This is a genomic window from Microbulbifer guangxiensis (assembly GCF_021729075.1).
Taxonomy (GTDB): Bacteria; Pseudomonadota; Gammaproteobacteria; order Pseudomonadales; family Cellvibrionaceae; genus Microbulbifer; species Microbulbifer guangxiensis.
The window spans coordinates 238,870-258,214 of record NZ_JAJSAQ010000006.1 but is presented as its reverse complement, the minus strand read 5'-3'; the positions used below and the strand labels follow the sequence as shown (position 1 = coordinate 258,214).

Below are 19,345 nucleotides of genomic sequence, written 5' to 3'. Positions count from 1 at the left end.
TCAGCGCAGTCACACAGTACTGAGATAGTAGGCTCCCGGTTGATGTTCGTCACGGCAGGGGACCGACGGTCTACGGAAGATCCCTGGAGAGATAGCCTCAGGATGCGCTGATCGACAAGGGAGGGCCGGCCAGGGTGCGTTCAGTCTGCGCACAGTGCCGGCCCCACGGCGCGCGTACCGGTCATTGTGGTGGGAAGTCGCGCAGGACAGCGAGAAAGGCGTCCCCGAAGCGCTGCAGTTTGCTGTCGCCCACACCGGAAATGGCCAGCAGGGCTTCCGGTGTCTGGGGCCTGGTCGCTAGCATCTCGCGCAGGGTGGCATCATGGAACACCACATAGGGAGGGACGCCCCTGGCCTCGGCGATCTCCCGTCGGCAATTCCGCAGCGCCTCCCAGAGAGGCTGGTCGGCGGGATCGACCTCTTCCACGCTGCGGCGCCCACTGCTCTCTGGCCGTCGAACCCGGGCCGGCAGCTTGCGCAACTGGACTTTTTCCTCGCCCCGCAGCAAGGGACGGCAGGCCTCGGTGAGCTGCAGCGCTCCGAAAGCCTCCCCGTTGACCTCCAGATAGCCGCGCACTACCAGCTGGCGCACCACACCGCGCCATTCTGTGCTGCTCAGGTCGGTGCCGATGCCGTAGGTGGAGACCTGATCGTGGCCGAACTTCAGCACTTTTTCGCTGGTGCTGCCCCGCAGTACATCGATTACGTGGGCGGCCCCGAAACGCTGGCCGGTGCGGTAGACACAGGACAGCAGCTTGGTGGCAGCCTCCGTACCGTCCCAGGTCTGCGGCGGCTCGAGGCAGGTATCGCAGTTGCCGCAGGGTTGTTCCAGTTCCTCGGCAAAGTAACGCAACAGCGCCTGGCGGCGGCAACTGGTGATTTCGCACAGGCCGAGCATGGCATTGAGGCGATTGCGCTCCTGGCGCCGGTGCTCCTCGCTGCCCTCGGAATTGGCCGCCATCTGTCCCAGCTTGACCACGTCCTCCAGCCCGTAGAGCAGCAGCGCGGTGGCCGGTTCGCCGTCACGGCCGGCGCGACCGGTTTCCTGGTAATAAGCCTCGATGCTTTTCGGCAGGTCCAGGTGGGCGACAAAGCGCACATCCGGCTTGTCGATACCCATACCGAAGGCGATGGTCGCCACCACGATCACGCCGTCTTCGCGGAGAAAGCGCCGCTGGTGTTCTGCACGCAAGGCGGCGGGCAGCCCGGCGTGGTAGGGCAGGGCGGTAAAGCCCTGTTGCACCAGCCAGTCGGCGGTACTCTCCACCTTACTGCGGGACAGGCAGTAGACAATGCCGGAGTGACCGGCCTGTTCACTGCGGAGGAAGTCCAGCAGCTGGCGGCGGGGATTGTCTTTCTGGGCAATGCGGTAGCGGATGTTCGGGCGATCGAAACTGCTGACAAAATGGCGTGCATCGGCCAGGTCCAGGCGTTCGGCGATCTCTGCCCGGGTGCGCCGGTCGGCGGTGGCAGTCAGCGCGATCCGTGGCACGGCGGGAAACTGCTCGTGCAGGCAGTTCAGCTGCAGGTAGTCGGCGCGGAAATCGTGCCCCCACTGGGACACACAGTGGGCCTCGTCGATGGCAAACAGGGAAAGGGACACACGGCGCAGCATGGCCAGGGTACGCGGCTGCAGCAGCCGCTCCGGAGCCAGGTACAGCAGGTCCAGCTCGCCGGCCACAAGCTCGGCCTTGATCTGCTGCGCCTGCTCCGGGGGCAGTGAGGAGTTGAGGAAGGCAGCCCGCACACCCGCGGCACAAAGCGCCTCTACCTGGTCCTGCATCAGGGCGATCAAGGGGGAAATCACCACGCCGCAGCCCTCGCGGGCGAGGGCGGGAATCTGGTAGCAGAGGGACTTGCCGCCACCGGTGGGCATCAGTACCAGGGCGTCTCCGCCGGCCATCAGGGTATCGATGACCTCTCGCTGAGGGCCGCGAAACCGGGTATAGCCGAAGGTGTGTTCGAGAATCGATTGTGGGGAAGTCATGGCGCAGCAGTATACCTGCTGCGGCCTTTCAGGTGGGCGCTGGTCGGCAGGGAAGAGTGACCGGGCAGGACAATTGGGGCGCCTGTTTTCGATCGCGGTAACCCCGATGGCGGCCCTTGCGTCTATAATCCAGCCACCGCGAACATAGACAAGGATAAGGCTATGCGTGCGCTGATAAGGACAATGTCGTGGCTGCTGGTGTTTGGTCTCGCGGGATGCGCGACCGGTACGCCGCAAAACCTGCTGCAGCCGGACCGCGCCGATACTCACCTGGGCTGGCAGCCCGCCCCCGAAAACCAGTTGGCCTATTCGGTCGCCACCGCCAGCGGTATTGCCCGCTTGGTGCTCGACCGGTTGCCGGACAACCTCAACAGGGTGAGTCTGGAGCTCCCCGGCATGCAGCGGGTCGAGGGGGTACAGTGGCGCGGGGATGACGGCGACAAGGCCATGCTCTTCTCGGGTGGTTCCGGTGAGCCGGGCGTGAGGCTCGAGGAGCGACGGCGCGGTTTCATCCTGCACATCGAAGGTGCGGCGCTGGACCGGATCCGCGTAGGCGGATTACTGACAGTCGTGGACTTTTACCGCGGCTGATCGCTGCTGTCGGGCTCGTCAAAGCCGAGCCCCCGGGGCCGGATCAGGTAGAGGCGCGGCCAGAACTTGCCGGTAACCCAGAGACCGTTGCGCTCGCGGTCCCAGGCAATGCCATTGGCCACCACATCCGGGTGATCGGATCCCGGCTCCAGCTCCTCGATATCCATCACGCCGCGCACCTCGCCGCTCTCCGGGTCGATGGCGATGATGCGCGTGTCCTGAAAGATATTGGCCCAGACCAGACCCTGGGCGTATTCCAGCTCATTCAGCAGCCACCACTGTTCACCGTCACCGTGGACCTGCAGCTCGCGCAGAATGGCGAAGGTGTCCGGATCGCGGAAGGTTAGAGTGTCGCTGCCGTTGCTCATGATCAGGTGCCGGCCATCACTGGTCAGGCCCCACCCCTCGCCCGCATAAAAACGCTTGCCCAGCGGTTTCATGTCCTTTCGCCCGTACAGCTGTAACTCCCCCGCCTTGTAGGTCAGCAGGTAGATTCGGTCACCCAGCACCGTCATTCCCTCGGCAAACCGGTCCTCCGCCAGCCACTTGCGCCTTACCGGGCGGGCGGTCGGATCGGTATACTCGGCCAGCCAGGAGCGGCCATACTGGCCGCTGCTCTCCCACCAGCGCTCGCCGTCGAAAAAGAGTCCCTGGGTGAAATGGTCCCCGGGCCGGTCCCGCTGTTCGATCAGGTCAAAACCGATCGGGGGCACAGGGCCAGCGATGACCAGGGCGGGGAGCCCCAGCAGCAGTGCGGCGACAGCCAGGCGGGCGCGACGACAGAATTCCATAACAGACATTTCAGGCCTTATGACCAGAGTAAAAACATTTGTGACCTTGACCCTGCTCGGGGGGCTGGCGGTGGTGTTGCCCATCGCCATTTTCATCCTGCTGTTCCAGTGGCTGTTCGCCCAGGTCAGTGAGCTGGTGGCGCCGGCCGTACACTGGTTCGAGGCCTATACCGGGTTCAAGAATACCGTTGCCCGCCTGGCGGTGATAGCCCTGATCCTGGGCGGCTGCTTCCTGATCGGCCTGCTGGTGAAGACCAGTGTCGGTGGCTGGCTGCACCGCCATATGGATCACTGGCTCGGCCGGCTGGCACCGGGCTACAACACCATCAAGGAACTGGTGCTGCAGTTTATCGGCGGCGGTGCCGGAGAGGGTGTGCTGTCGGGGCCCGTGGCCCGGGTCCGTATTCTCGGCACAGACAACCCACTCACCGTCACGGCGATCGTGACCTCGCGACACGATAATGGGGATTTCACCGTTTACGTGCCCACGGCACCAGTACCCACCTCCGGCTTCGTGTACCACGTCACTGCCGACTGTGTGGAGATCCTGCCCCATGTCACCGTGGAGGCGGCGATGAAATCCATCGTCGCCTGCGGCAGTGGCAGTGGGCGGCTGCTGGCGGAGCCGTCCCAAGAGCCTGCGGTGAACTGACCCGCCGGCGTCAGCGCTGGCGATTCTTGCCCAGGTCACGGATGGCGAAGCGCGCCGGATGCAGGGCCCGGGCCAGTTCCCCGGTAACCGGCATGGGCTCGCCGCTGATCCAGCTGGCCAGTACTTCCGCGGCCAGCGGTGCATAGGTAAACCCGCGGGAGCCGAGACCTGCCAGGGTATACAGGCCGGGTGGGTAGTGGCAGCGCTCCGCAATAAGCGCCTTACGGTTGCGACGCAGGAAATCGTAGGTGCCGCGCAGGGAATCCCAGTCCGGCAGGGGGCCGGTCATGGGCAGGTAGTCCGGTGAGGCGGCACGGACCGCGGCACGGCCGGACAGTGACTGGCCCGCAAAGTCCTGCGCCGCGTCCGGCATCACTTCTGCCAGGGTCTGCAGGTTTTCCCGGTGCTCCTCTTCCCGCACCTCCGCTCCGGTCTCCTTCAGCTTGAAGGTGGCACCAAAGCTTTGCTGGCTCTGGAAGGGCGGGGCTATGTAGCCATCGCCGCAGAGTGCCACCCGCAACCGGGCAGAGTGTTCCGTGGTCCGGGCGATGGAGACCTGGCCGCGGATGGGCCGCAGCGGCAGTTCCGCACTCTGTGTAAAGCCCGCTGTCCGGTGGGCACAGCAGATCACCACTGCATCGGCCTCGTGCTGTGCGGCGGCGGTGCCCAGTTGCCACTTTGGGCCCTGTTGGCTCAGGTGGTCGACGCTGGTCCCGCAGTAGAGGTGGATATTCGGGTGGCGGAGCAGTGTCGCGCAGACGCTGGCGGGTTCCAGCCAGCCTGCCCGGGGGAAGAATATCCCTGCGTGGTGCAGGGAAGTTCCGGCCAGTTCAGACGCCTGTGCGGGATCCACCGGCAGGGCCAGTTCTGCGGCGTCACGGGCTGCCAACCACTGGCGTAGCTGCGCCTGTAATTCCCGTTCTTTTTCTCCCTGTGCCAGTTGCAGCAGGCCGCAGGCGTGGAAGTGTTCAGGGCACAGCGTCGGGTAATAGCGCAGGGCAAACAGTAGCGCGTGCAGATTGAAATCGCCGTTGGGGCCCGGACGGTGGGAGAGCTTCGCGTAGAGAATGCCCTGCGCATTGCCCGAGCCGCCACTGCCCGGTGCGCTGCCCGCTTCGAATACGGATACCCGATACCCGCGCTCCGCCAGTGCCCGGGCTGTGGTGGCTCCGGCGATACCGGCGCCGATCACGGCGATTTGGGAGCGCCGGGCCAGCCGGCTTGGGCGCCTGGGCAGGTGCCAGGGCGTGGTTACTACCGCTGATGATTTTTCCTGTAAGAGTTGGCCGCGCAGCATCTCCCGCTTGCGCCCGAATCCTCGCACCTTTTCTAGGGCAAAACCGGCCTCCCTGAGTCCGCGCTTGACCAGCCCGGCACAGGTGAAAGTGGCGAAAGTGGCTTCACTGCGGCTCAGCGCTGCGATGTTCCGAAACAGTGCTTCGCTCCACATGGCCGGGTTCTTCGCGGGCGCGAACCCGTCCAGGAACCAGGCGTCGACCTGGCGATCAATGGTGTCGTCACCGAGCCGGAGTGTGGCAAAACCCTCGCTCGCTTCACCGATCACGAGGGTCAGTGCCACCTGTCCGAATTGCAACCGATGCACGCCGCCGGCGAGCAGGGGCGGGTAGGCCAGCAGCAGCTGGTTGGCCAGCGGCTCCAGTTCCGGCCAGAGTGCCAGGGCACGGCGGAGGTCGGCGCGGCGCAGTGGGTACTTTTCCACCGAGATGAAATGCAGGTGCGCATCGGCCGGCGCTGTCTGCAGCCACAGGTGCCAGGCGGCGAGGAAATTGAGTCCGGTGCCGAAGCCGGTCTCGCCGATGGTGAAGCGTTCTCCGGTGGCGAGTGCCGTCCAGCGCCGGGCCAGGTGGTTCTGTTCGAGAAAGACGTAGCGGGTTTCTTCGAGACCGGACTCGCGGGAGAAATAGACGTCGTCGAAGGCACGGGACAGCGGTTGTCCGTCGTCGCGCCAGTGGATATCCGCGTGGGGGTGTTCGTTACCCATGCGCCCGGCCCGCTACTCCCGCAGGCCGAATTCGCGCATCACCTGTTCGCACCAGGTGTCGAGGCGCTGGTCGCTGAGGTCAAACTCGTTCTCTTCATCCAGGGCCAGGCCGACAAACTGGCTGCCATCTTCGGTTAGTCCCTTGGAGGCTTCAAACTGGTAGCCCTCGGCAGGCCAGTAACCGACGGCGCGGGCACCGAGGGCGACGAGCTGGGCGTGCAGGTAGCCGAGGGCATCCTGGAACCACTGCGGGTAGCCTTCCTGGTCACCGAGGCCATAGAGAGCCACCGTCTTGCCGGACAGGTCCAGCTCGGCGAGCTGGTCCCAGATGTTTTCCCAGTCCTCCTGGAGCTCGCCATAGTCCCAGGTAGGAATGCCGAAAATCAGGAAGTCGTATTGCTGGGCGAGGGCAATATCATCGTCCGCCACATTGTGGAGGTCGACCCACTCATGGCCAATGCGATCGCGGATCTTTTCCGCTGCCATTTCGGTGTAGCAGGTGCTGGAGCCGTAAAAAAGTCCGATGGGTGCGAGCATAACTTCAGATAACAGATCATTGTCCGGGGTTACTGGGGTTTGGCACCGGCAAAGTCCAGCTGGCGCCAGGCTTCATAGACGACCACTGCCACGGCGTTGGAGAGGTTCATGCTGCGGCTGTCCGGGCGCATGGGAATGCGCAGGGTGTGTTCCTTGCCCAGCAGGTCGAGAAATTCCTGTGGCAGCCCGCGGGTTTCCGGACCGAAGACAATGGCGTCGCCCGGATGGTAGGTGACGGCGGCATGGCTGCGCGTGCCGCGGGTGGATAGTGCCAGTACCCGCTGGGGTTGCTCGGCCTCGACGAAGGCGGCCCAGTCCCGGTGGCGTCTGACCGGACTGTATTCCGCGTAATCGAGCCCGGCTCGCCGCAGGCGCTTGTCGTCCATGGCAAACCCGAGGGGCTCGATCAGGTGCAGTTCGGCACCGGTATTGGCACACAGCCGGATGATATTGCCGGTATTGGGCGCGATTTCCGGTTGGTAGAGTACGATCTTGAACATACCGTCCGCAGGGTTGCCCGGTCGGGTCATCTAAGGGGGGGGCGCGGTGGCGCCCCCGGATGCGGCGCGGATTATTCCACAATCAGGTGGTGGAAGCGATTTCCTCGCAGTCGATCTCCACACCGAGTTCGTCGGCAATGGCGTCCAGCTCTTCCTGCAGCCCCTCCAGGTCCATGTTTTCGGCAACACTGATGGTGCAGTTGGCTGTGAACAGCGGTTCGCCACTCCAGGGGGTACTGTCGTAACCGGTGTCGAGTTGCTCCAGGTTGAGCTGGCGCGCCGCCAGTGCGCGGGAGATCTCCCTTACGATGCCCGGGCGATCGTTACCGATCAATTTCAGTTTGACGGTCTGCAGCTTGCCTGCGGCCACTGCGCTGGCGTCCTCGACCTGCAGCTTGTAGCCCTGGGTGCGCAGCGCATCCAGTCCGTCTTTCAGGCCCTGGGCACTCTCACCGGCGACACTGACGCGCAGGATCCCGGCAAACTTGCCGGCAAAGTGCGCCATGCGACTGTCCTCCCAGTTGCCGCCGTTTTCGGCGATCACGGCGGAGAGTTTCTCTACCACACCGGGTTTGTCGTCGCTGATCAGTGAAATGACGAGATGCTGTTGCATGTGATATTCCTTGGCTGCAGAACAGGGTTACACTGCCTTGCATTGTAGCCATTGCCGCTGCTGCTGATAACAGCTGATTCTGGCCCGCAGAAAGATCCGCCTGGGCGCGTGAGAAGTATGTACCTGGGCCTCGGAATGCCGGAGCTGCACTGCACGTTACCTTTCATGAACGCAGGATGGCGGTGAGGCTTTGCGGACATTAAGACGCTGGCGAGGAGGGTATTAGTCATGAAGGTGCATGTGGATCTGTGTGTAATTCCCCTGGGTGTAGGGGTGTCGTTGGGTGAATATATAGTGGAGTGCCAGCGGGTGTTGCGTGAAGCAGGGCTCTCGCACCAGTTGCATGCCTACGGAACCAATATCGAGGGCGAGTGGGACGAGGTCATGGCGGCAATCAAACAGTGTCACGAGCGCGTGCATGCACTTGGTGCGCCGCGTATCACTACAACGCTCAAGTTGGGAACTCGAACAGATCGTGCGCAGTCTCTTCAGGATAAAATCGACAGCGTAGAATCGAAACTGGATCAATAACCACAAACTCTCAGGAGGGGGGGTACTATGAAGCTGAAAAACGTAACCATTGGCCTGGCGTCCGTGGCGCTCGTACTGGCCGCGGCCGGTTGTGCTGAAAAAGAGGATGCCGGAGCGCAGGCGCCCGCGGTTGAAGATGCCCAGATGCAAAATGGCGCTGATGCTACCGGCAGTGAAACCGCTGAGGTTGCCGAAGGTAGTGCTGAGGCCGGGTCTGACACGCTCGCGACCGTGATTGCCGGTGACCACCGCACCCCGGAATACGCTGCCCGTGACCAGTTCCGTCACCCGGCGGAAACGCTGCGCTTCATCGGTATCGAGCCGGACATGACTGTGGTTGAGATCGCCCCGGGCGGTGGCTGGTACACCGAAATTCTCGCTCCTTACCTGAAACAGGGGGGGACTTTTTATGCTGCCCATTTTCCCGAGAACAGTGAATCCAGCTACTACCAGCGCTCCCTGAAAGCGTTCAAGGAAAAGCTGGCAGCGGACCAGGAGAATTACGGCAAGGTCATCCTCACGGAATTTGATCCCGCGGCCGGCAGTGAAATCGCACCGGCGGGCAGCGCGGATGTGGTGGTCACCTTCCGCAATGTGCACAACTGGATGCGCGGCGAAAACGAGAAGCAGGCTTTCGACAGCTTCTTTGCGGCGCTGAAGCCCGGTGGTGTCCTGGGTGTGGTCGAGCACCGCGCCAAGCCGGGAACCAGCCGCGAGGACATGATCAGCAGCGGCTATGTGACCCAGGATCATGTGATCGAGGTTGCCCAGCAGGCGGGCTTCGAGCTGGAGGAAGCCAGCGAGATCAATGCCAACCCGAAGGACACCGCAGATCATCCCAAGGGTGTCTGGACCCTGCCGCCCTCACTCCGCCTCGGCGATGAGGACAAGGACAAGTATCTCGCCATCGGCGAAAGCGACCGCATGACCCTGCGCTTCCGCAAGCCGGACGAGGCAGGCAGCGCCGACTGACAGGGATGAGGCCCGGCTGGCCAGCGGTTAGAATAGCGTTTTCTGACTCAAGGCCAGCCGGAGCAGTAGTCCCGATGCGCATCCCCCATCAACAGCTCGATCCCGATACCCTGCAGAACCTGCTGGAAGAGTACGCCACCCGCGACGGAACCGATTACGGCGAGCGCGAGGTGAATCTCAGTGACAAGGTCGCCAGCCTGCGGCGCCAGCTGCAGTCCGGTGAGGTGGTGATCTGGTTCGAGCCGGGGGAGGAGTCCGTCAACCTGGTATTGGCGGAGGACTTGCGCGGCCATGAATGATTGGCTGGTCGATCGTCCCGCTGGGAAGCCACTGGCGCGCTTCCTCTTTGCCCACGGGGCCGGCGCGCCAATGGACAGTGACTTCATGGATGCGCTCAGCGGCGCGCTCTGTGGCCATGGTATCGAAGTGGTTCGTTTCGAGTTCCCCTATATGGTGGAACGGCGCGAGTCGGGCAAACGCCGCCCGCCGAATCCCATGCCACAGCTGCAGGAAGCTTTTCTGGCCCAGGTCGATCACTGGCTGGAGAAGGAGGATGGTTTGCCGCTTTTTATCGGTGGCAAATCCATGGGCGGAAGGGTGGCCAGCCTGATGGCGGATGCCTGTTTTGCCAAAGGCCAGATACGGGGGCTGGTCTGCCTCGGCTACCCGTTTCACCCGCAGGGCAAGCCGGAGCGGTTGCGCACCGAACACCTGGAGGAGCTGCAGTGCCCGACACTGATCGTGCAGGGCACCAGGGATCCCCTGGGGAGTGCCGGGGAGGTGGCCGGCTATTCCCTGTCAGGGCAGATCGCCCTGGGGTGGCTCGAAGACGGGGATCACGACTTCAAGCCCCGCAAGGTCAGCGGTTTCACCCGCGAAGCTCACTGGCAGGCTGCCGCAGAGCGGGTCGCCGGCTTTATTCGGGAGCAGCTTCGAGAATCGTGATGCGCTCGTCTTCCTTGAGCATGGGCTTCAGCAGGGCCATCTGACCGCGGCGTTCCTCGCTGGTATACCAGTGTTCCCAGTGCAGGTCCGACTGCCACTTGGACAGGGTAAAGCGGCGCAGCGGATTCTCTTTGGCGGTGTATGTCTGCCCCTCGATGAAGCCCACGGTGCGGTAGGCGTGGTTCAGTAATTTGCGCGCCGCCTGCTCATAGTTGGACTGCATGTCGGGAGCGATTTCCCGTTCAATCAAAACGTAAATCATTTTCTGCTCTTCAGTCATTCAATGACCCGATTCTAGCGCGTAGTTTCCATCAGGTGATGGGGGAATTGGCCGTGCGGTCAGGGAAATTTGCAGGTGACGATTGATGGCAATTACCCGAAAATAGCGCCATGAAGTCAGATCACACGCTCGATGCCCGCGGCCTGCTGTGCCCGGAGCCCGTCATGATGTTACACGCCGCCGTGCGCAAAGTCGCACCGGGGGAGGTGCTGCAGATGCTGGCTACGGATCCCTCGACGCAGCGCGACGTGCCGAAATTCTGTCAGTTTCTCGGCTACGAACTGGTGGAACACCGGGAACAGGACAGCAAGTTTGTCTACTGGATCAGGAAGGCGGATTCCTGACGGCCTGTTGGCGGGCGGGCTGTTCGCGGGCGGAGAAACCCCGCCCGCAACGATTGGTCTGGTCTGCAGGTCAGGGTGCGGTAACCAGCGCGGCGATCGCGGCGAGGGCTTCCGGATCCTCTGACTTTATCTTGTTGGCGATGTGATGCTGGAAGAAGTAGCGGAACTCCTGCGCTTCCTGGGCCGCATACAGGCACAGGTCACCCGGTAGCACCGGCGTGGTCTCGACATGGTCGTGATCGATCAGCATGCCGTGGATCTCACCGCTGGCATACAACCGCCAGCTCACCACCTCGGTCAGGGTCAGGTTTTCCCGGCCTTCGTCCATGAACACCGCGTGGGTGCCGATGGTATCCGGAATCTCCTGCAGCACTTCCTCGGCCTTGCTGCTCTCGTACTCGAAGTACTCCGCCGCAGTCTCCAGCTCGACGATCTTGTGGATAGGGGGTTCCTGGAATATCTCCTCGATACCCGGGTCGTAATAGCCCTCGAAACGCCCGTCGAGAGGGTCTTTGATTTCCGGGCAGGGGACAATGGAGTTGAGCCACGGGACGAGTCCTACAACCTCGCCATTGGCACGCAGGCCCCAGCACAGCACCTTGAGGCTGTAGAGATCGTTTCCGCTGGAGCTATTGGAGTAGAGCATTTCCAAGCCATCTAGCTCCGGCGACAGGCGAATGAAGCGTCTGCTCGCTGAAGTTTCGATCGGCTCGCCGGTGAAGAGGTCAACCACATTGCTGTAGCGGTGGTCGGTCATGGAGCACCTCCTTGCAGGGCCGGTTGTGGTGCAGGAGGGCATTGGACTGCTTATTCCCCCCTGGGGAACCCGGTTGCAGGGCAGGGGCCCTTTTCCGGCGTCCCTGCCACTAAAGGTATATGTTGGCCCCTCGAAATACAACAAAGGATTTCGAGGCTCGTTGGCCCCCTGGTGGCCGGTTGCTCAGTAATTCGGCGGGCGCCTGGTTGCACTCCCGGAGGCCATTGTTATAGTTCGCGCCTTCCCCGAATGTAAGAACCGCTAGCAGCCCCGGAGTCCCGTTTGTCCAGCCTGTCCAGTGCCGCTGAATTGGCGACCGAAACCGAAACCGAGAGCGAGATCGCAGCGCGGATCTGTTCCGTCTTCGATCGGTGCTTTTCCGCCCGGGAGGGGCTGAACACGCGCCTCTGTGGTGGTCATCCGGAGCCCTTCTACCGGCCGGCGGGGCAGGCCTGTGCCTATCACCGGGTCGAATTCACCCTCGATTACCCCGCCAGCGCGCTGCACGAGGCCGCCCACTGGTGTGTGGCTGGCGCAGCGCGCCGCCAGCAGCCGGATTACGGCTACTGGTACGCCCCGGATGGTCGCACGGCGGAGCAGCAGCGGCTGTTCGAGCGGGTCGAGGTCAAGCCCCAGGCATTGGAGTGGATCTTCTCCCGGGCCTGCGGACTGAGATTCCGCGTCAGTGCCGACAACCTGGCGCAGGGGTTGGGGCCGAGCGACGCCTTCAGGACTGCCATCTTCGAGCAGGTACGGGATTACTGCCGCCGGGGCCTGCCAGATCGGGCCGGGCAGTTCGCCACGGCACTGGCGAGTGAATTCGGCCGGCCGCAGCCGTTCTGTGGGCGGCTCTATCAGCTGGCGGATCTTTCGTGACTTCCGCGGCGCCTGCAGGGCAGGCAGCACCGCCATTCCTGGTGGATGCGTCGGTCTATATCTTCCGCTACTACTTCGCCCTGCCTCCCAACTGGGAGAGCCGCGGCGGCTACCCGACCGAGGCGGTTTACGGGTTTACCAACTTCCTGCTCGACCTGCTGCAGCGGCGCCCGTCCCACATTGCCTGCGCCTTTGATGAGTCCCTCGGCAGCTGCTTCCGCAATGAACTCTACCCCGACTACAAGTGCAGCCGCGTCCTGCCCGACGAGGCCCTGGCCTTCCAGCTCGCCGCCTGCCGGTCCATGGCCGAAGCGCTGGGTATCGCCAGTTTTGCCAGCGAGCGCTTCGAGGCCGACGATATTCTCGCAACACTGACCAAGCTGTTGAATGAAGACCAGCCCGTGATCATCAGCCGTGACAAGGATCTGGGGCAGCTTCTGGACCGGGGCGCCGGCTCGCTGTGGGATTTTGCTGCCGACCGCCATCTGGATCGCGACGGCGTGCGTGCCCGCTTTGGTGTGGCGCCCCGCCAGATCGCCGACTTCCTGGCTCTGGTGGGCGACAGCAGTGATGACATTCCCGGTGTGCCTGGTGTCGGGCCAAAAACCGCTGCCGCACTGCTGCAGCACTTCGAGTCTGTGGAGGCGTTACTCGCCAATCCGGCCGGGGTCGCGGACCTGGCCATCCGCGGCGCCAGGGGGCTTGCGCGCAAACTCGAGGATTTTGCGGACCAGATCGCGCTGGCCAAGCGACTGGCCAGCCTCGAGGAGGCGGTCCCTCTCGGAGTGGTCCCGGAAGCGTTGCGTCTGGTGTTGCCGGAGCCGGCGATGGCGCAGGCTCTCGCCGATGAGTTCGGCATTGGCGGGCTGAAGCCTAAAATCCTACGAACATTGACGCATGGCGCGGCAGGGCCGGTGGAGGGAGCGTGAGAGAAGGCAGGATCAGGATTGTCGCCGACGAGAATATTCCCGCAGTCGAGCAGTATTTTGGTGACCTGGGCAGTATCCGGCGGCTGCCCGGGCGCACCATGACCCGGGAGCAGCTGCTGGATGCGGATGTCCTGCTGGTGCGGTCCGTGACCCAGGTGGACCGCGAGTTGCTGGAGGGCACCCCGGTGGCCTTTGTTGGCAGCTGTACCATCGGCACCGATCATCTGGATACCGCCTGGCTGGACCGACAGACGGTCCCCTGGAGTGCGGCGCCGGGCTGCAATGCCAATTCCGTAGTGGAGTACGTGTTCTGCGCCCTGGCCGCCCTCGGCCGCGACTGGCGCGGGCTGAACTTCGGAATCGTCGGCTGCGGGAACGTGGGTGGCCTGCTACAGCGGCGCCTGCACGGGCTCGGTATTCAGTGCCGGGTTTACGATCCCTGGCTCCCGGACAACCCGGATGCGGCTGCCCTGGAGGAAGTCATGGCACAGGATGTGGTCTGCCTGCATGCGCCGCTGGTCAAGGGCGGCCTCCATCCGAGCCTGCATATGATCGACGCCAGTCGTCTGGCGGCAATGAAAGACGGCGCGGTGCTGATCAGCGCCGGCCGCGGCGCAGTAGTGGATAACCAGGCGTTACTGGCACTGCTCGAGGGCGGCAAGTCCCTCACCACGGTGCTGGATGTGTGGGAGAACGAGCCGGATATCGATCAGGCACTGCTGGGCCGGGTGGATATCGGCACGCCGCATATTGCCGGCTATAGCCACGACGGCAAGCTTGCCGGCACACGCATGGTGCGCGAGGCACTGTCCCGCGCGCTGGGGTTGCCATCGGTACCGGCAGACCCCGGGGACCGCGATCCCGTACGCAGTCTGTCTGCGCCGGAGGGGAGCAGAAACAGCGCCGGCGACTTCCAGGCAATGGCGGGTTTGCTGCTACAGATGTACGACCCCCGCACCGATGATCGCCGCCTGCGGGACGCCGCCAGCGCAGAGCTGCCGCTGGCACAGGGCTTCGACCGTCTGCGGAAGGATTACCCGCGGCGGCTGGAGTTTTCCCACTATCGTGGCGGCGAAACGGCACTCGATGCGGAATCCCGCCGGCAACTGGAAATACTGGGGCTCAAATGGAACTGAAGAAGCTCGGACTGATCATCAACCCCTGGGCCGGTATCGGCGGGCCGGCGGGCCTGAAGGGCAGTGATGGTGAGGACACCGTGCGCGAGGCGCTGGAGGCGGGCGTTGAGCCCCGCGCACAGCAGCGGGCGGATGTTGCACTGCAGGCCCTGCACGAATTCAGGGACCGGGTGGAGATTCTCTGCTTCGCCGGCAATATGGGCGAGGATCTGGCCCGCTCCAGTGGCTTTACTGTGACCGTTGTCGGCGAGGCCGAGAGTGATCCCTCGACACCCGCCGACAGCGAGCGCGCCGCCCGTGAGATCCGCACCGCCGGAGCGGACCTGATCGTTTTCGTCGGTGGTGATGGCACCGCCCGCAATATGGTCAACGCCCTAGGCGCAGAGTTTCCGGTGCTCGGAATTCCCGCAGGGGTGAAGATGCACTCCGCCTGTTTTGCCATTTCCCCCAAAGCGGCGGGGGAAGTGTTGCGGCGCCTGTTGGCCGGTGAGCTGGTGGACCTGCGTGAGCACGAGGTGCGCGACATCGACGAGAAGTCCTTCCGCGAAGGGCGGGTGAGTACCCGCTACTACGGGGAGCTGCTGGTGCCGGAAGAGGGTCACTTCGTGCAGGCGGTCAAAAATGCGGGACGCGAGGTGGAGGAGCTGGCAGTGGCCGATATCGCTGCCGAGGTGGTGGAAGATATCGAGCCGGAGACCCTCTACGTGGTAGGGCCGGGTTCCACCACGCTGGCGGTGCTGGACGAGCTGGGCTGTGAGGGCACCCTGCTGGGGGTGGACCTGCTCCTCGATGGCGAACTCATTGCGCGGGATATCGGTGCCCGCGACATCGAGGCCGCGCTGGCGAACCACGATGGGCCGGCAAAAATCATCCTCACCGCCATTGGCGGCCAGGGGCATCTGATCGGTCGTGGCAACCAGCAGTTCTCTCCGGCCGTGCTGCATGCGGTCGGACGTGAAAACCTGATCGTGGTGGCGACCAAGACCAAAATTACCGAGCTCGGGGGCAGGCCGTTGCTGGTGGACAGTGGTGATCCCGACCTGGATCGCGACTGGAGCGGCTTTATCCCCGTGATCACCGGCTACCGGGATGCGATCCTCTATCCGCTGAGCAACGGCGATTTGTAGCAGTTTGGTATTGGGAGATGTCATGAACTGGAAGGCCCTGCTTGAGCAGGTTGAGAAGAAACTCGCCGAGGGCAGCACTGACAGTCGTCGTTTGTTTCACGGTCGCGGTCGTTGCTACGAGGGGCTGGAACAGGTCTGCGTGGACAGCTTTTTCCCGGCGATGCTGGTGACTTTGTTCGAACCCCACGAGGGTGAGGGCGAACTCTGTCAGCAACTCTGGGCGATGGCCGAGCCCGCCGGTTACACGGGGGTAGCCGTCCAGCGCCGCTACCTGCAGGGCGCGCCGGTGGAGTGGGAGGCCGGTAAACCGGTGCCCGCCCCCATTGCCCGCCGTGGCGAATTGAAATTCCCTCTGACCTTTGCCCGCCAGAACGTGGGCTTCTTCCTCGACATCGAGCCCGGTCGTCGCTGGCTGGAGGAGCAGGTGCAGGCCCGCTTGGGCTCGGATGAACCGCTGAAGATGCTCAACTTGTTCGCGTTCACCTGTGCCTTTTCTGTCGTGGCCCGGGCGGCCGGTGAATTGGAGGTGGTGAACATCGATGTGAACCGCGGCGTACTGAACCGTGGCCGTGAAAACCACCTGTCCAACAACCTGCCGTTGAAGGGTATCAAGTTTTTGCAACTGGATGCCCTGAGGGAATTCAACCGCTTCGATCGCCGCGGCCCGTTCCAGCTGGTGGTGGTGGATCCACCCACACGCCAGAAGGGACGTTTCGACGTTGGCGAAAATTACGAGAAATTGCTGCAGCTGTTACCGACCTGCCTGGCCCCTGGCGCTGACCTGTTGATGGTGCTGAACTCCCCGCGTCACAGCGAGGAGCATTTCCGCGCGGTGATCGAAAAGGCGGATAGCCGCTACCGGGTGATTGAGCGTTTACCGCAGAGCCCTGATTTCCCGGATCGCGATCCGGATGCGGCTTTGAAAATGCTGCATGTGCGCTTCGGAGAAGATACGTAAGCCGAAAGCTGGTTTTAAACCCATTGAAACACGGGGAGCCCAGCGTTTCAGGTCTCAGTTTCAGCCTTTAGCTGAGCCACACTTACCATGTCTGCCGCTTGCCTCTGCGTGCCCACGAGGGGAAGAGGCAATGCTACTGGGATTGAGCATTCTGTAAGAATCAAAGGTTGCCGATCTCTATCATCATCGCGGTATACATTTTCAGATTCAGGCGAAGCTGTTCAGCGGTGATGAACTCATGCTCCGTATGCCCGGTGTAGACTTGCCCCGGCATCGAGGGACCAAAACTAATCGCGTTCGGGAGCAGTTTTGCGTTGCTGGAGCCACCAATGGCCACCGGCTCAGCATTTGTCATGCCGGTAAAATGTCGAAACACGTTTAACAGTGGCTCTACGTGAGCGGCAGTGTCAACGATGTGCGGCTCCTCTTCCAGGTCGACGAAAGTAGCGTGCAGACGAATGCCGCTGCGCTCCTGCCAGCTTTCAAGTGCCGCATAGATCTCGCTTTCTAACTGTTGGGTAGCCTTGCCAGCTGGCCGCCGGAGATTGAGGTAGGTCGTGAGCCCTTTGTCGCTGGGCTCGACCATCGCCACGACAGCTGTCAGGGGGCCCATGAAGTCGTGGCTGTAGGCGATGTGGCCAAACTTTTCCGCTTTGAAACCGGTCCCTACCAGGCTATTGAGATAGTGCACGGTGGCCCCGGCGGCGTTATCTGGCCATCGATGTACGCTCAGTGCGTCTGCCAGATAGGCAATCGCGTTGATACCATATTGGGGTTGGGAGCTGTGTGCCGCCTTGCCGCGTGCCGTGACAAGCCACTGCTCTCCCTTCTGGCGGAATTCGTACTGCACCTGTGTCTGTGTGGCGGCGCGGGCACGAATCGCCGCCTGAAGTTTTGAGTCGGCATTGACTACAGTGGCATGTGCTTCGTCTGGTACCTGGGCTCGAATATAGCCCCCGTAAAACTCGGCAAGGTAGGGGATACCTTCGGGGGCGGGTTCGGCGTCTACAGTCGTCACCTGCACTTCACCCCAGGCTTTTTCAGCTGTCACTACCGGGTACATGGCATCAATGGTGATGTTGTACTGGGGAACCGGGTATGTTTTCAGAAACGCCCTCAGCGGGCCCCAGTCGGATTCCTCTGCCAGATATACCAGCAGTTCAACGCGACGCTTCAGGGGAACCTCACGGTCCTGAATCGCTTTCATCGCATAGAGTGCGGTGGCAATTGGCCCCTTGTTGTCCTCACTCCCGCGGGCTATCAACTTGCCCGGTTCGCTTTCGGTATCGAGCACAAACGGGCTTTTCTCCCATTTAAGCGGGTTGGCTGGCATCACGTCGCCATGGGTAAGAATCCCCACTTTCTCCGGACCATTGCCGATGGCTACGATAACCAAAGAGCCGTGGTCCTCGAACTGGAGGCCGAGTTTTTTCGCCCTTTTCTCTAGGGCGAGCTTGAAGCCGATGAACTCGGGGTTCTGGGCCAGTGGCTGCTCCTGATCGACTACGGTTCGGTAAGCCACCAGCTCCGCCAGCGTATCTGTCATGGACTGTTCATAAGCCCGTACCGCATAGTCAGCTGTGTCCTGCGCCTCACGGGAAACCTCCGCAATGGCCATCAACGGCAGGGTGCCAAGCAGCATTACTTGCATTAAATTTCGTAATATTTGTTTCATTGACTCTCTCCCGCGAAGGCAGTCAGTTTGAATCTCTCTCCACTTCAACAGGACGTCAAAGCAGGGATGCCTGCCGCATTTTGAGCTGGTGGCGTTCGCCCGCGAGATCAACGGTTATCTGGATTGTGTCGCTGTCGGACAAAACAATGCCGCGCATATCCAATGCGACGCTGCCTGCATAAGTGGCACCCGGGAGCAGCGTATGCTCAGAGGCTACTGAACGATATTGAGGAAGCTCTTTTTTGTAAAAGATGGACTGTCTGGTCCAGGTTGAGCCGATGAGTGGGCCTACGCGAACAAGCTTTGATATCTTTCCGGCACGGACACCCGGATCGCTACGTGGATTATCCGGGTAAACTTCTACATAGCTGGGTGAACCACCAGGGCCGGAGCGGGAGTGGCTCGATCGGCTGACGACCTCTCTCTTCATGTTTTCCTGTCGCCATGCCTCCACTTCGGCTTGCTGGAGAGTCGGGATGGCTTGGCGACCGCGAGACGCCTCGAGTTCCGCGGTAATCCCGTCCGAAGAAATCAGCAACGCCTCCCCAGTGCCGTTGTAGACCCAGAGGCGCAGAAAGAGAATCTCTTGCTCTGCGTCAAAAGTGGTTCCCTCGGAGGCCAGGGCAACCAGGTTGTCTGATTCCGAAAAAAGGGTCGGTACACCATACAGCTCCTGAACCACCTGAGAGCTTTCCGGCTCGGGAATACTCACGAAGGAAGTCGGTTGCGCGCAGCCGTGAAGAAATGTCAGCCATGATGCTGCTATGGCCAAGGAGCGGATTTTTGAGAAGTTCATATCTTTTCTCATTTTTCAGGTCTGGATCGCTGCCGGGGGCAACGGCTATCCCCGGCGGCTTTTGAAACTTCTCGTAAGGCTCTGCTGTGCAATGCACATCCAGAACTGTAGGGTCAGTTTATTGAATACTTCTTTCTCAATGCTGTCGATTCTATTAGACCGATTGGCGTAGAAAGCTTTGTTTTGCTTTGTTGGTAGGTTCGTGGTGGAGATCGTGAGGATGGAGGCGCCACCTATTCACAATCGTGCCTCTGAGGATTGTTACGTTATTGAGGGGCTGGATCATTTTGGCTGTCATCCAGGATTTCTGGCCGCACATTTATCATTCAATAATCGGCATGCTTAT

The 19,345-nt window shown here is 62.2% G+C and carries 22 protein-coding genes; 12 read left to right on the top strand and 10 right to left on the bottom strand.

Annotated elements, in window-relative coordinates; genetic code table 11:
• Positions 1 to 181: 181 nt before the first annotated feature.
• Positions 182 to 1,987 (bottom strand): DNA helicase RecQ, encoded by a 1,806-nt coding sequence (recQ, locus tag LVD12_RS14330; RefSeq protein ID WP_237068409.1) that lies wholly within the window; start codon positions 1,985 to 1,987, stop codon positions 182 to 184.
• 162 nt (positions 1,988 to 2,149) lie between these two features.
• Between recQ and LVD12_RS14325 the strand changes: the two genes are divergently transcribed.
• Positions 2,150 to 2,578 carry a hypothetical protein gene (locus LVD12_RS14325; protein ID WP_237068408.1) on the top strand — a complete coding sequence of 143 codons (429 nt, stop codon included), beginning with the start codon at positions 2,150 to 2,152 and terminating at the stop codon, positions 2,576 to 2,578.
• Here the strand turns inward: LVD12_RS14325 and LVD12_RS14320 are convergent.
• A complete protein-coding gene (locus LVD12_RS14320) occupies positions 2,566 to 3,369 on the bottom strand; it encodes a glutaminyl-peptide cyclotransferase (protein ID WP_237068407.1) in 804 nt (267 codons plus the stop codon). The two genes, LVD12_RS14325 and LVD12_RS14320, sit on opposite strands and share 13 nt — an antisense overlap.
• Positions 3,370 to 3,388: 19 nt before the next feature.
• Here LVD12_RS14320 and LVD12_RS14315 point away from each other — a divergent pair, with 19 nt between their 5' ends.
• Positions 3,389 to 4,021 carry a DUF502 domain-containing protein gene (locus LVD12_RS14315; protein ID WP_237068406.1) on the top strand — a complete coding sequence of 211 codons (633 nt, stop codon included), beginning with the start codon at positions 3,389 to 3,391 and terminating at the stop codon, positions 4,019 to 4,021.
• A 10-nt stretch (positions 4,022 to 4,031) separates the two neighbouring features.
• Here LVD12_RS14315 and mnmC read toward each other — a convergent pair whose 3' ends face one another.
• From mnmC to LVD12_RS14295, 4 genes are all read right to left on the bottom strand, one after another.
• A complete protein-coding gene (gene mnmC / locus LVD12_RS14310; protein WP_237068405.1) occupies positions 4,032 to 6,023 on the bottom strand; it encodes a bifunctional tRNA (5-methylaminomethyl-2-thiouridine)(34)-methyltransferase MnmC2/FAD-dependent 5-carboxymethylaminomethyl-2-thiouridine(34) oxidoreductase MnmC1 in 1,992 nt (663 codons plus the stop codon).
• Positions 6,024 to 6,035: 12 nt separating this feature from the next.
• Positions 6,036 to 6,560: a flavodoxin FldB gene (gene fldB / locus LVD12_RS14305; protein ID WP_237068404.1), complete on the bottom strand. Its 525-nt coding sequence runs from the start codon at positions 6,558 to 6,560 to the stop codon at positions 6,036 to 6,038.
• Between the two features lie 29 nt (positions 6,561 to 6,589).
• On the bottom strand, positions 6,590 to 7,060 hold the full coding sequence (gene trmL / locus LVD12_RS14300) for a tRNA (uridine(34)/cytosine(34)/5-carboxymethylaminomethyluridine(34)-2'-O)-methyltransferase TrmL (protein ID WP_237068403.1): 471 nt from the start codon (positions 7,058 to 7,060) through the stop codon (positions 6,590 to 6,592).
• 82 nt (positions 7,061 to 7,142) lie between these two features.
• On the bottom strand, positions 7,143 to 7,673 hold the full coding sequence (locus LVD12_RS14295; protein ID WP_237068402.1) for a glycine cleavage system transcriptional repressor: 531 nt from the start codon (positions 7,671 to 7,673) through the stop codon (positions 7,143 to 7,145).
• Positions 7,674 to 7,901: 228 nt separating this feature from the next.
• On the opposite strand from LVD12_RS14295, the gene LVD12_RS14290 reads away from it, so the two are divergent.
• The 4 genes from LVD12_RS14290 to LVD12_RS14275 all read left to right on the top strand — a co-directional run bounded on the left by LVD12_RS14290 (position 7,902) and on the right by LVD12_RS14275 (position 10,121).
• The gene (locus LVD12_RS14290; protein ID WP_237068401.1) at positions 7,902 to 8,204 is read left to right on the top strand and encodes an MTH1187 family thiamine-binding protein; all 303 of its coding nucleotides are present in this window, start codon (positions 7,902 to 7,904) and stop codon (positions 8,202 to 8,204) included.
• A 27-nt stretch (positions 8,205 to 8,231) separates the two neighbouring features.
• Positions 8,232 to 9,176: a class I SAM-dependent methyltransferase gene (locus tag LVD12_RS14285; RefSeq protein ID WP_237068400.1), complete on the top strand. Its 945-nt coding sequence runs from the start codon at positions 8,232 to 8,234 to the stop codon at positions 9,174 to 9,176.
• Between the two features lie 74 nt (positions 9,177 to 9,250).
• On the top strand, positions 9,251 to 9,475 hold the full coding sequence (locus LVD12_RS14280; RefSeq protein WP_237068399.1) for a YheU family protein: 225 nt from the start codon (positions 9,251 to 9,253) through the stop codon (positions 9,473 to 9,475).
• Entirely contained in the window at positions 9,468 to 10,121 is a 654-nt protein-coding gene (locus tag LVD12_RS14275) for an alpha/beta family hydrolase (protein WP_237068398.1), read from the top strand. Before LVD12_RS14280 ends, LVD12_RS14275 begins: the two co-directional genes overlap by 8 nt.
• Here the strand turns inward: LVD12_RS14275 and LVD12_RS14270 are convergent.
• A complete protein-coding gene (locus tag LVD12_RS14270) occupies positions 10,093 to 10,401 on the bottom strand; it encodes an antibiotic biosynthesis monooxygenase family protein (RefSeq protein WP_237068397.1) in 309 nt (102 codons plus the stop codon). The genes LVD12_RS14275 and LVD12_RS14270 overlap by 29 nt on opposite strands.
• 110 nt (positions 10,402 to 10,511) lie before the next feature.
• Between LVD12_RS14270 and tusA the strand changes: the two genes are divergently transcribed.
• Positions 10,512 to 10,745 (top strand): sulfurtransferase TusA, encoded by a 234-nt coding sequence (gene tusA, locus LVD12_RS14265; protein WP_237068396.1) that lies wholly within the window; start codon positions 10,512 to 10,514, stop codon positions 10,743 to 10,745.
• A 70-nt stretch (positions 10,746 to 10,815) separates the two neighbouring features.
• Here tusA and LVD12_RS14260 read toward each other — a convergent pair whose 3' ends face one another.
• On the bottom strand, positions 10,816 to 11,502 hold the full coding sequence (locus LVD12_RS14260; protein WP_237068395.1) for a hypothetical protein: 687 nt from the start codon (positions 11,500 to 11,502) through the stop codon (positions 10,816 to 10,818).
• Positions 11,503 to 11,793: 291 nt separating this feature from the next.
• Here LVD12_RS14260 and LVD12_RS14255 point away from each other — a divergent pair, with 291 nt between their 5' ends.
• Genes LVD12_RS14255 through LVD12_RS14235 form a run of 5 tightly spaced genes read left to right on the top strand, consistent with a single transcriptional unit; the run spans position 11,794 to position 16,528 of the window.
• Entirely contained in the window at positions 11,794 to 12,378 is a 585-nt protein-coding gene (locus tag LVD12_RS14255; RefSeq protein WP_439651348.1) for an elongation factor P hydroxylase, read from the top strand.
• Positions 12,375 to 13,307, top strand: coding sequence for a 5'-3' exonuclease (locus LVD12_RS14250; RefSeq protein ID WP_237068393.1), 933 nt, complete (start codon positions 12,375 to 12,377; stop codon positions 13,305 to 13,307). The genes LVD12_RS14255 and LVD12_RS14250 overlap by 4 nt, the downstream gene beginning before the upstream one ends.
• Positions 13,304 to 14,443, top strand: a complete 1,140-nt coding sequence (locus LVD12_RS14245; protein WP_237068392.1) for a 4-phosphoerythronate dehydrogenase — start codon at positions 13,304 to 13,306, stop codon at positions 14,441 to 14,443. The genes LVD12_RS14250 and LVD12_RS14245 overlap by 4 nt, the downstream gene beginning before the upstream one ends.
• Positions 14,434 to 15,570: an ATP-NAD kinase family protein gene (locus tag LVD12_RS14240; protein WP_237068391.1), complete on the top strand. Its 1,137-nt coding sequence runs from the start codon at positions 14,434 to 14,436 to the stop codon at positions 15,568 to 15,570. Before LVD12_RS14245 ends, LVD12_RS14240 begins: the two co-directional genes overlap by 10 nt.
• Positions 15,571 to 15,592: 22 nt before the next feature.
• Positions 15,593 to 16,528 carry a class I SAM-dependent methyltransferase gene (locus LVD12_RS14235; protein WP_237068390.1) on the top strand — a complete coding sequence of 312 codons (936 nt, stop codon included), beginning with the start codon at positions 15,593 to 15,595 and terminating at the stop codon, positions 16,526 to 16,528.
• A gap of 160 nt (positions 16,529 to 16,688) precedes the next feature.
• On the opposite strand, the gene LVD12_RS14230 is transcribed toward LVD12_RS14235, so the two are convergent.
• Positions 16,689 to 18,203 carry a dipeptidase gene (locus LVD12_RS14230; RefSeq protein ID WP_237068389.1) on the bottom strand — a complete coding sequence of 505 codons (1,515 nt, stop codon included), beginning with the start codon at positions 18,201 to 18,203 and terminating at the stop codon, positions 16,689 to 16,691.
• 55 nt (positions 18,204 to 18,258) lie between these two features.
• Positions 18,259 to 19,011 carry a hypothetical protein gene (locus tag LVD12_RS14225; protein ID WP_237068388.1) on the bottom strand — a complete coding sequence of 251 codons (753 nt, stop codon included), beginning with the start codon at positions 19,009 to 19,011 and terminating at the stop codon, positions 18,259 to 18,261.
• Positions 19,012 to 19,345 lie beyond the last annotated feature (334 nt).

What these genes read in the sequence shown, in the direction of transcription:
- recQ (WP_237068409.1), bottom strand. Translation starts at nt 1,987, where the DNA reads ATGACTTCCCCACAATCGATTCTCGAACACACCTTCGGCTATACCCGG.
- LVD12_RS14325 (WP_237068408.1), top strand. Translation starts at nt 2,150, where the DNA reads ATGCGTGCGCTGATAAGGACAATGTCGTGGCTGCTGGTGTTTGGTCTC.
- LVD12_RS14320 (WP_237068407.1), bottom strand. Translation starts at nt 3,369, where the DNA reads ATGGAATTCTGTCGTCGCGCCCGCCTGGCTGTCGCCGCACTGCTGCTG.
- LVD12_RS14315 (WP_237068406.1), top strand. Translation starts at nt 3,389, where the DNA reads ATGACCAGAGTAAAAACATTTGTGACCTTGACCCTGCTCGGGGGGCTG.
- mnmC (WP_237068405.1), bottom strand. Translation starts at nt 6,023, where the DNA reads ATGGGTAACGAACACCCCCACGCGGATATCCACTGGCGCGACGACGGA.
- fldB (WP_237068404.1), bottom strand. Translation starts at nt 6,560, where the DNA reads ATGCTCGCACCCATCGGACTTTTTTACGGCTCCAGCACCTGCTACACC.
- trmL (WP_237068403.1), bottom strand. Translation starts at nt 7,060, where the DNA reads ATGTTCAAGATCGTACTCTACCAACCGGAAATCGCGCCCAATACCGGC.
- LVD12_RS14295 (WP_237068402.1), bottom strand. Translation starts at nt 7,673, where the DNA reads ATGCAACAGCATCTCGTCATTTCACTGATCAGCGACGACAAACCCGGT.
- LVD12_RS14290 (WP_237068401.1), top strand. Translation starts at nt 7,902, where the DNA reads ATGAAGGTGCATGTGGATCTGTGTGTAATTCCCCTGGGTGTAGGGGTG.
- LVD12_RS14285 (WP_237068400.1), top strand. Translation starts at nt 8,232, where the DNA reads ATGAAGCTGAAAAACGTAACCATTGGCCTGGCGTCCGTGGCGCTCGTA.
- LVD12_RS14280 (WP_237068399.1), top strand. Translation starts at nt 9,251, where the DNA reads ATGCGCATCCCCCATCAACAGCTCGATCCCGATACCCTGCAGAACCTG.
- LVD12_RS14275 (WP_237068398.1), top strand. Translation starts at nt 9,468, where the DNA reads ATGAATGATTGGCTGGTCGATCGTCCCGCTGGGAAGCCACTGGCGCGC.
- LVD12_RS14270 (WP_237068397.1), bottom strand. Translation starts at nt 10,401, where the DNA reads ATGACTGAAGAGCAGAAAATGATTTACGTTTTGATTGAACGGGAAATC.
- tusA (WP_237068396.1), top strand. Translation starts at nt 10,512, where the DNA reads ATGAAGTCAGATCACACGCTCGATGCCCGCGGCCTGCTGTGCCCGGAG.
- LVD12_RS14260 (WP_237068395.1), bottom strand. Translation starts at nt 11,502, where the DNA reads ATGACCGACCACCGCTACAGCAATGTGGTTGACCTCTTCACCGGCGAG.
- LVD12_RS14240 (WP_237068391.1), top strand. Translation starts at nt 14,434, where the DNA reads ATGGAACTGAAGAAGCTCGGACTGATCATCAACCCCTGGGCCGGTATC.
- LVD12_RS14235 (WP_237068390.1), top strand. Translation starts at nt 15,593, where the DNA reads ATGAACTGGAAGGCCCTGCTTGAGCAGGTTGAGAAGAAACTCGCCGAG.
- LVD12_RS14230 (WP_237068389.1), bottom strand. Translation starts at nt 18,203, where the DNA reads ATGAAACAAATATTACGAAATTTAATGCAAGTAATGCTGCTTGGCACC.
- LVD12_RS14225 (WP_237068388.1), bottom strand. Translation starts at nt 19,011, where the DNA reads ATGAGAAAAGATATGAACTTCTCAAAAATCCGCTCCTTGGCCATAGCA.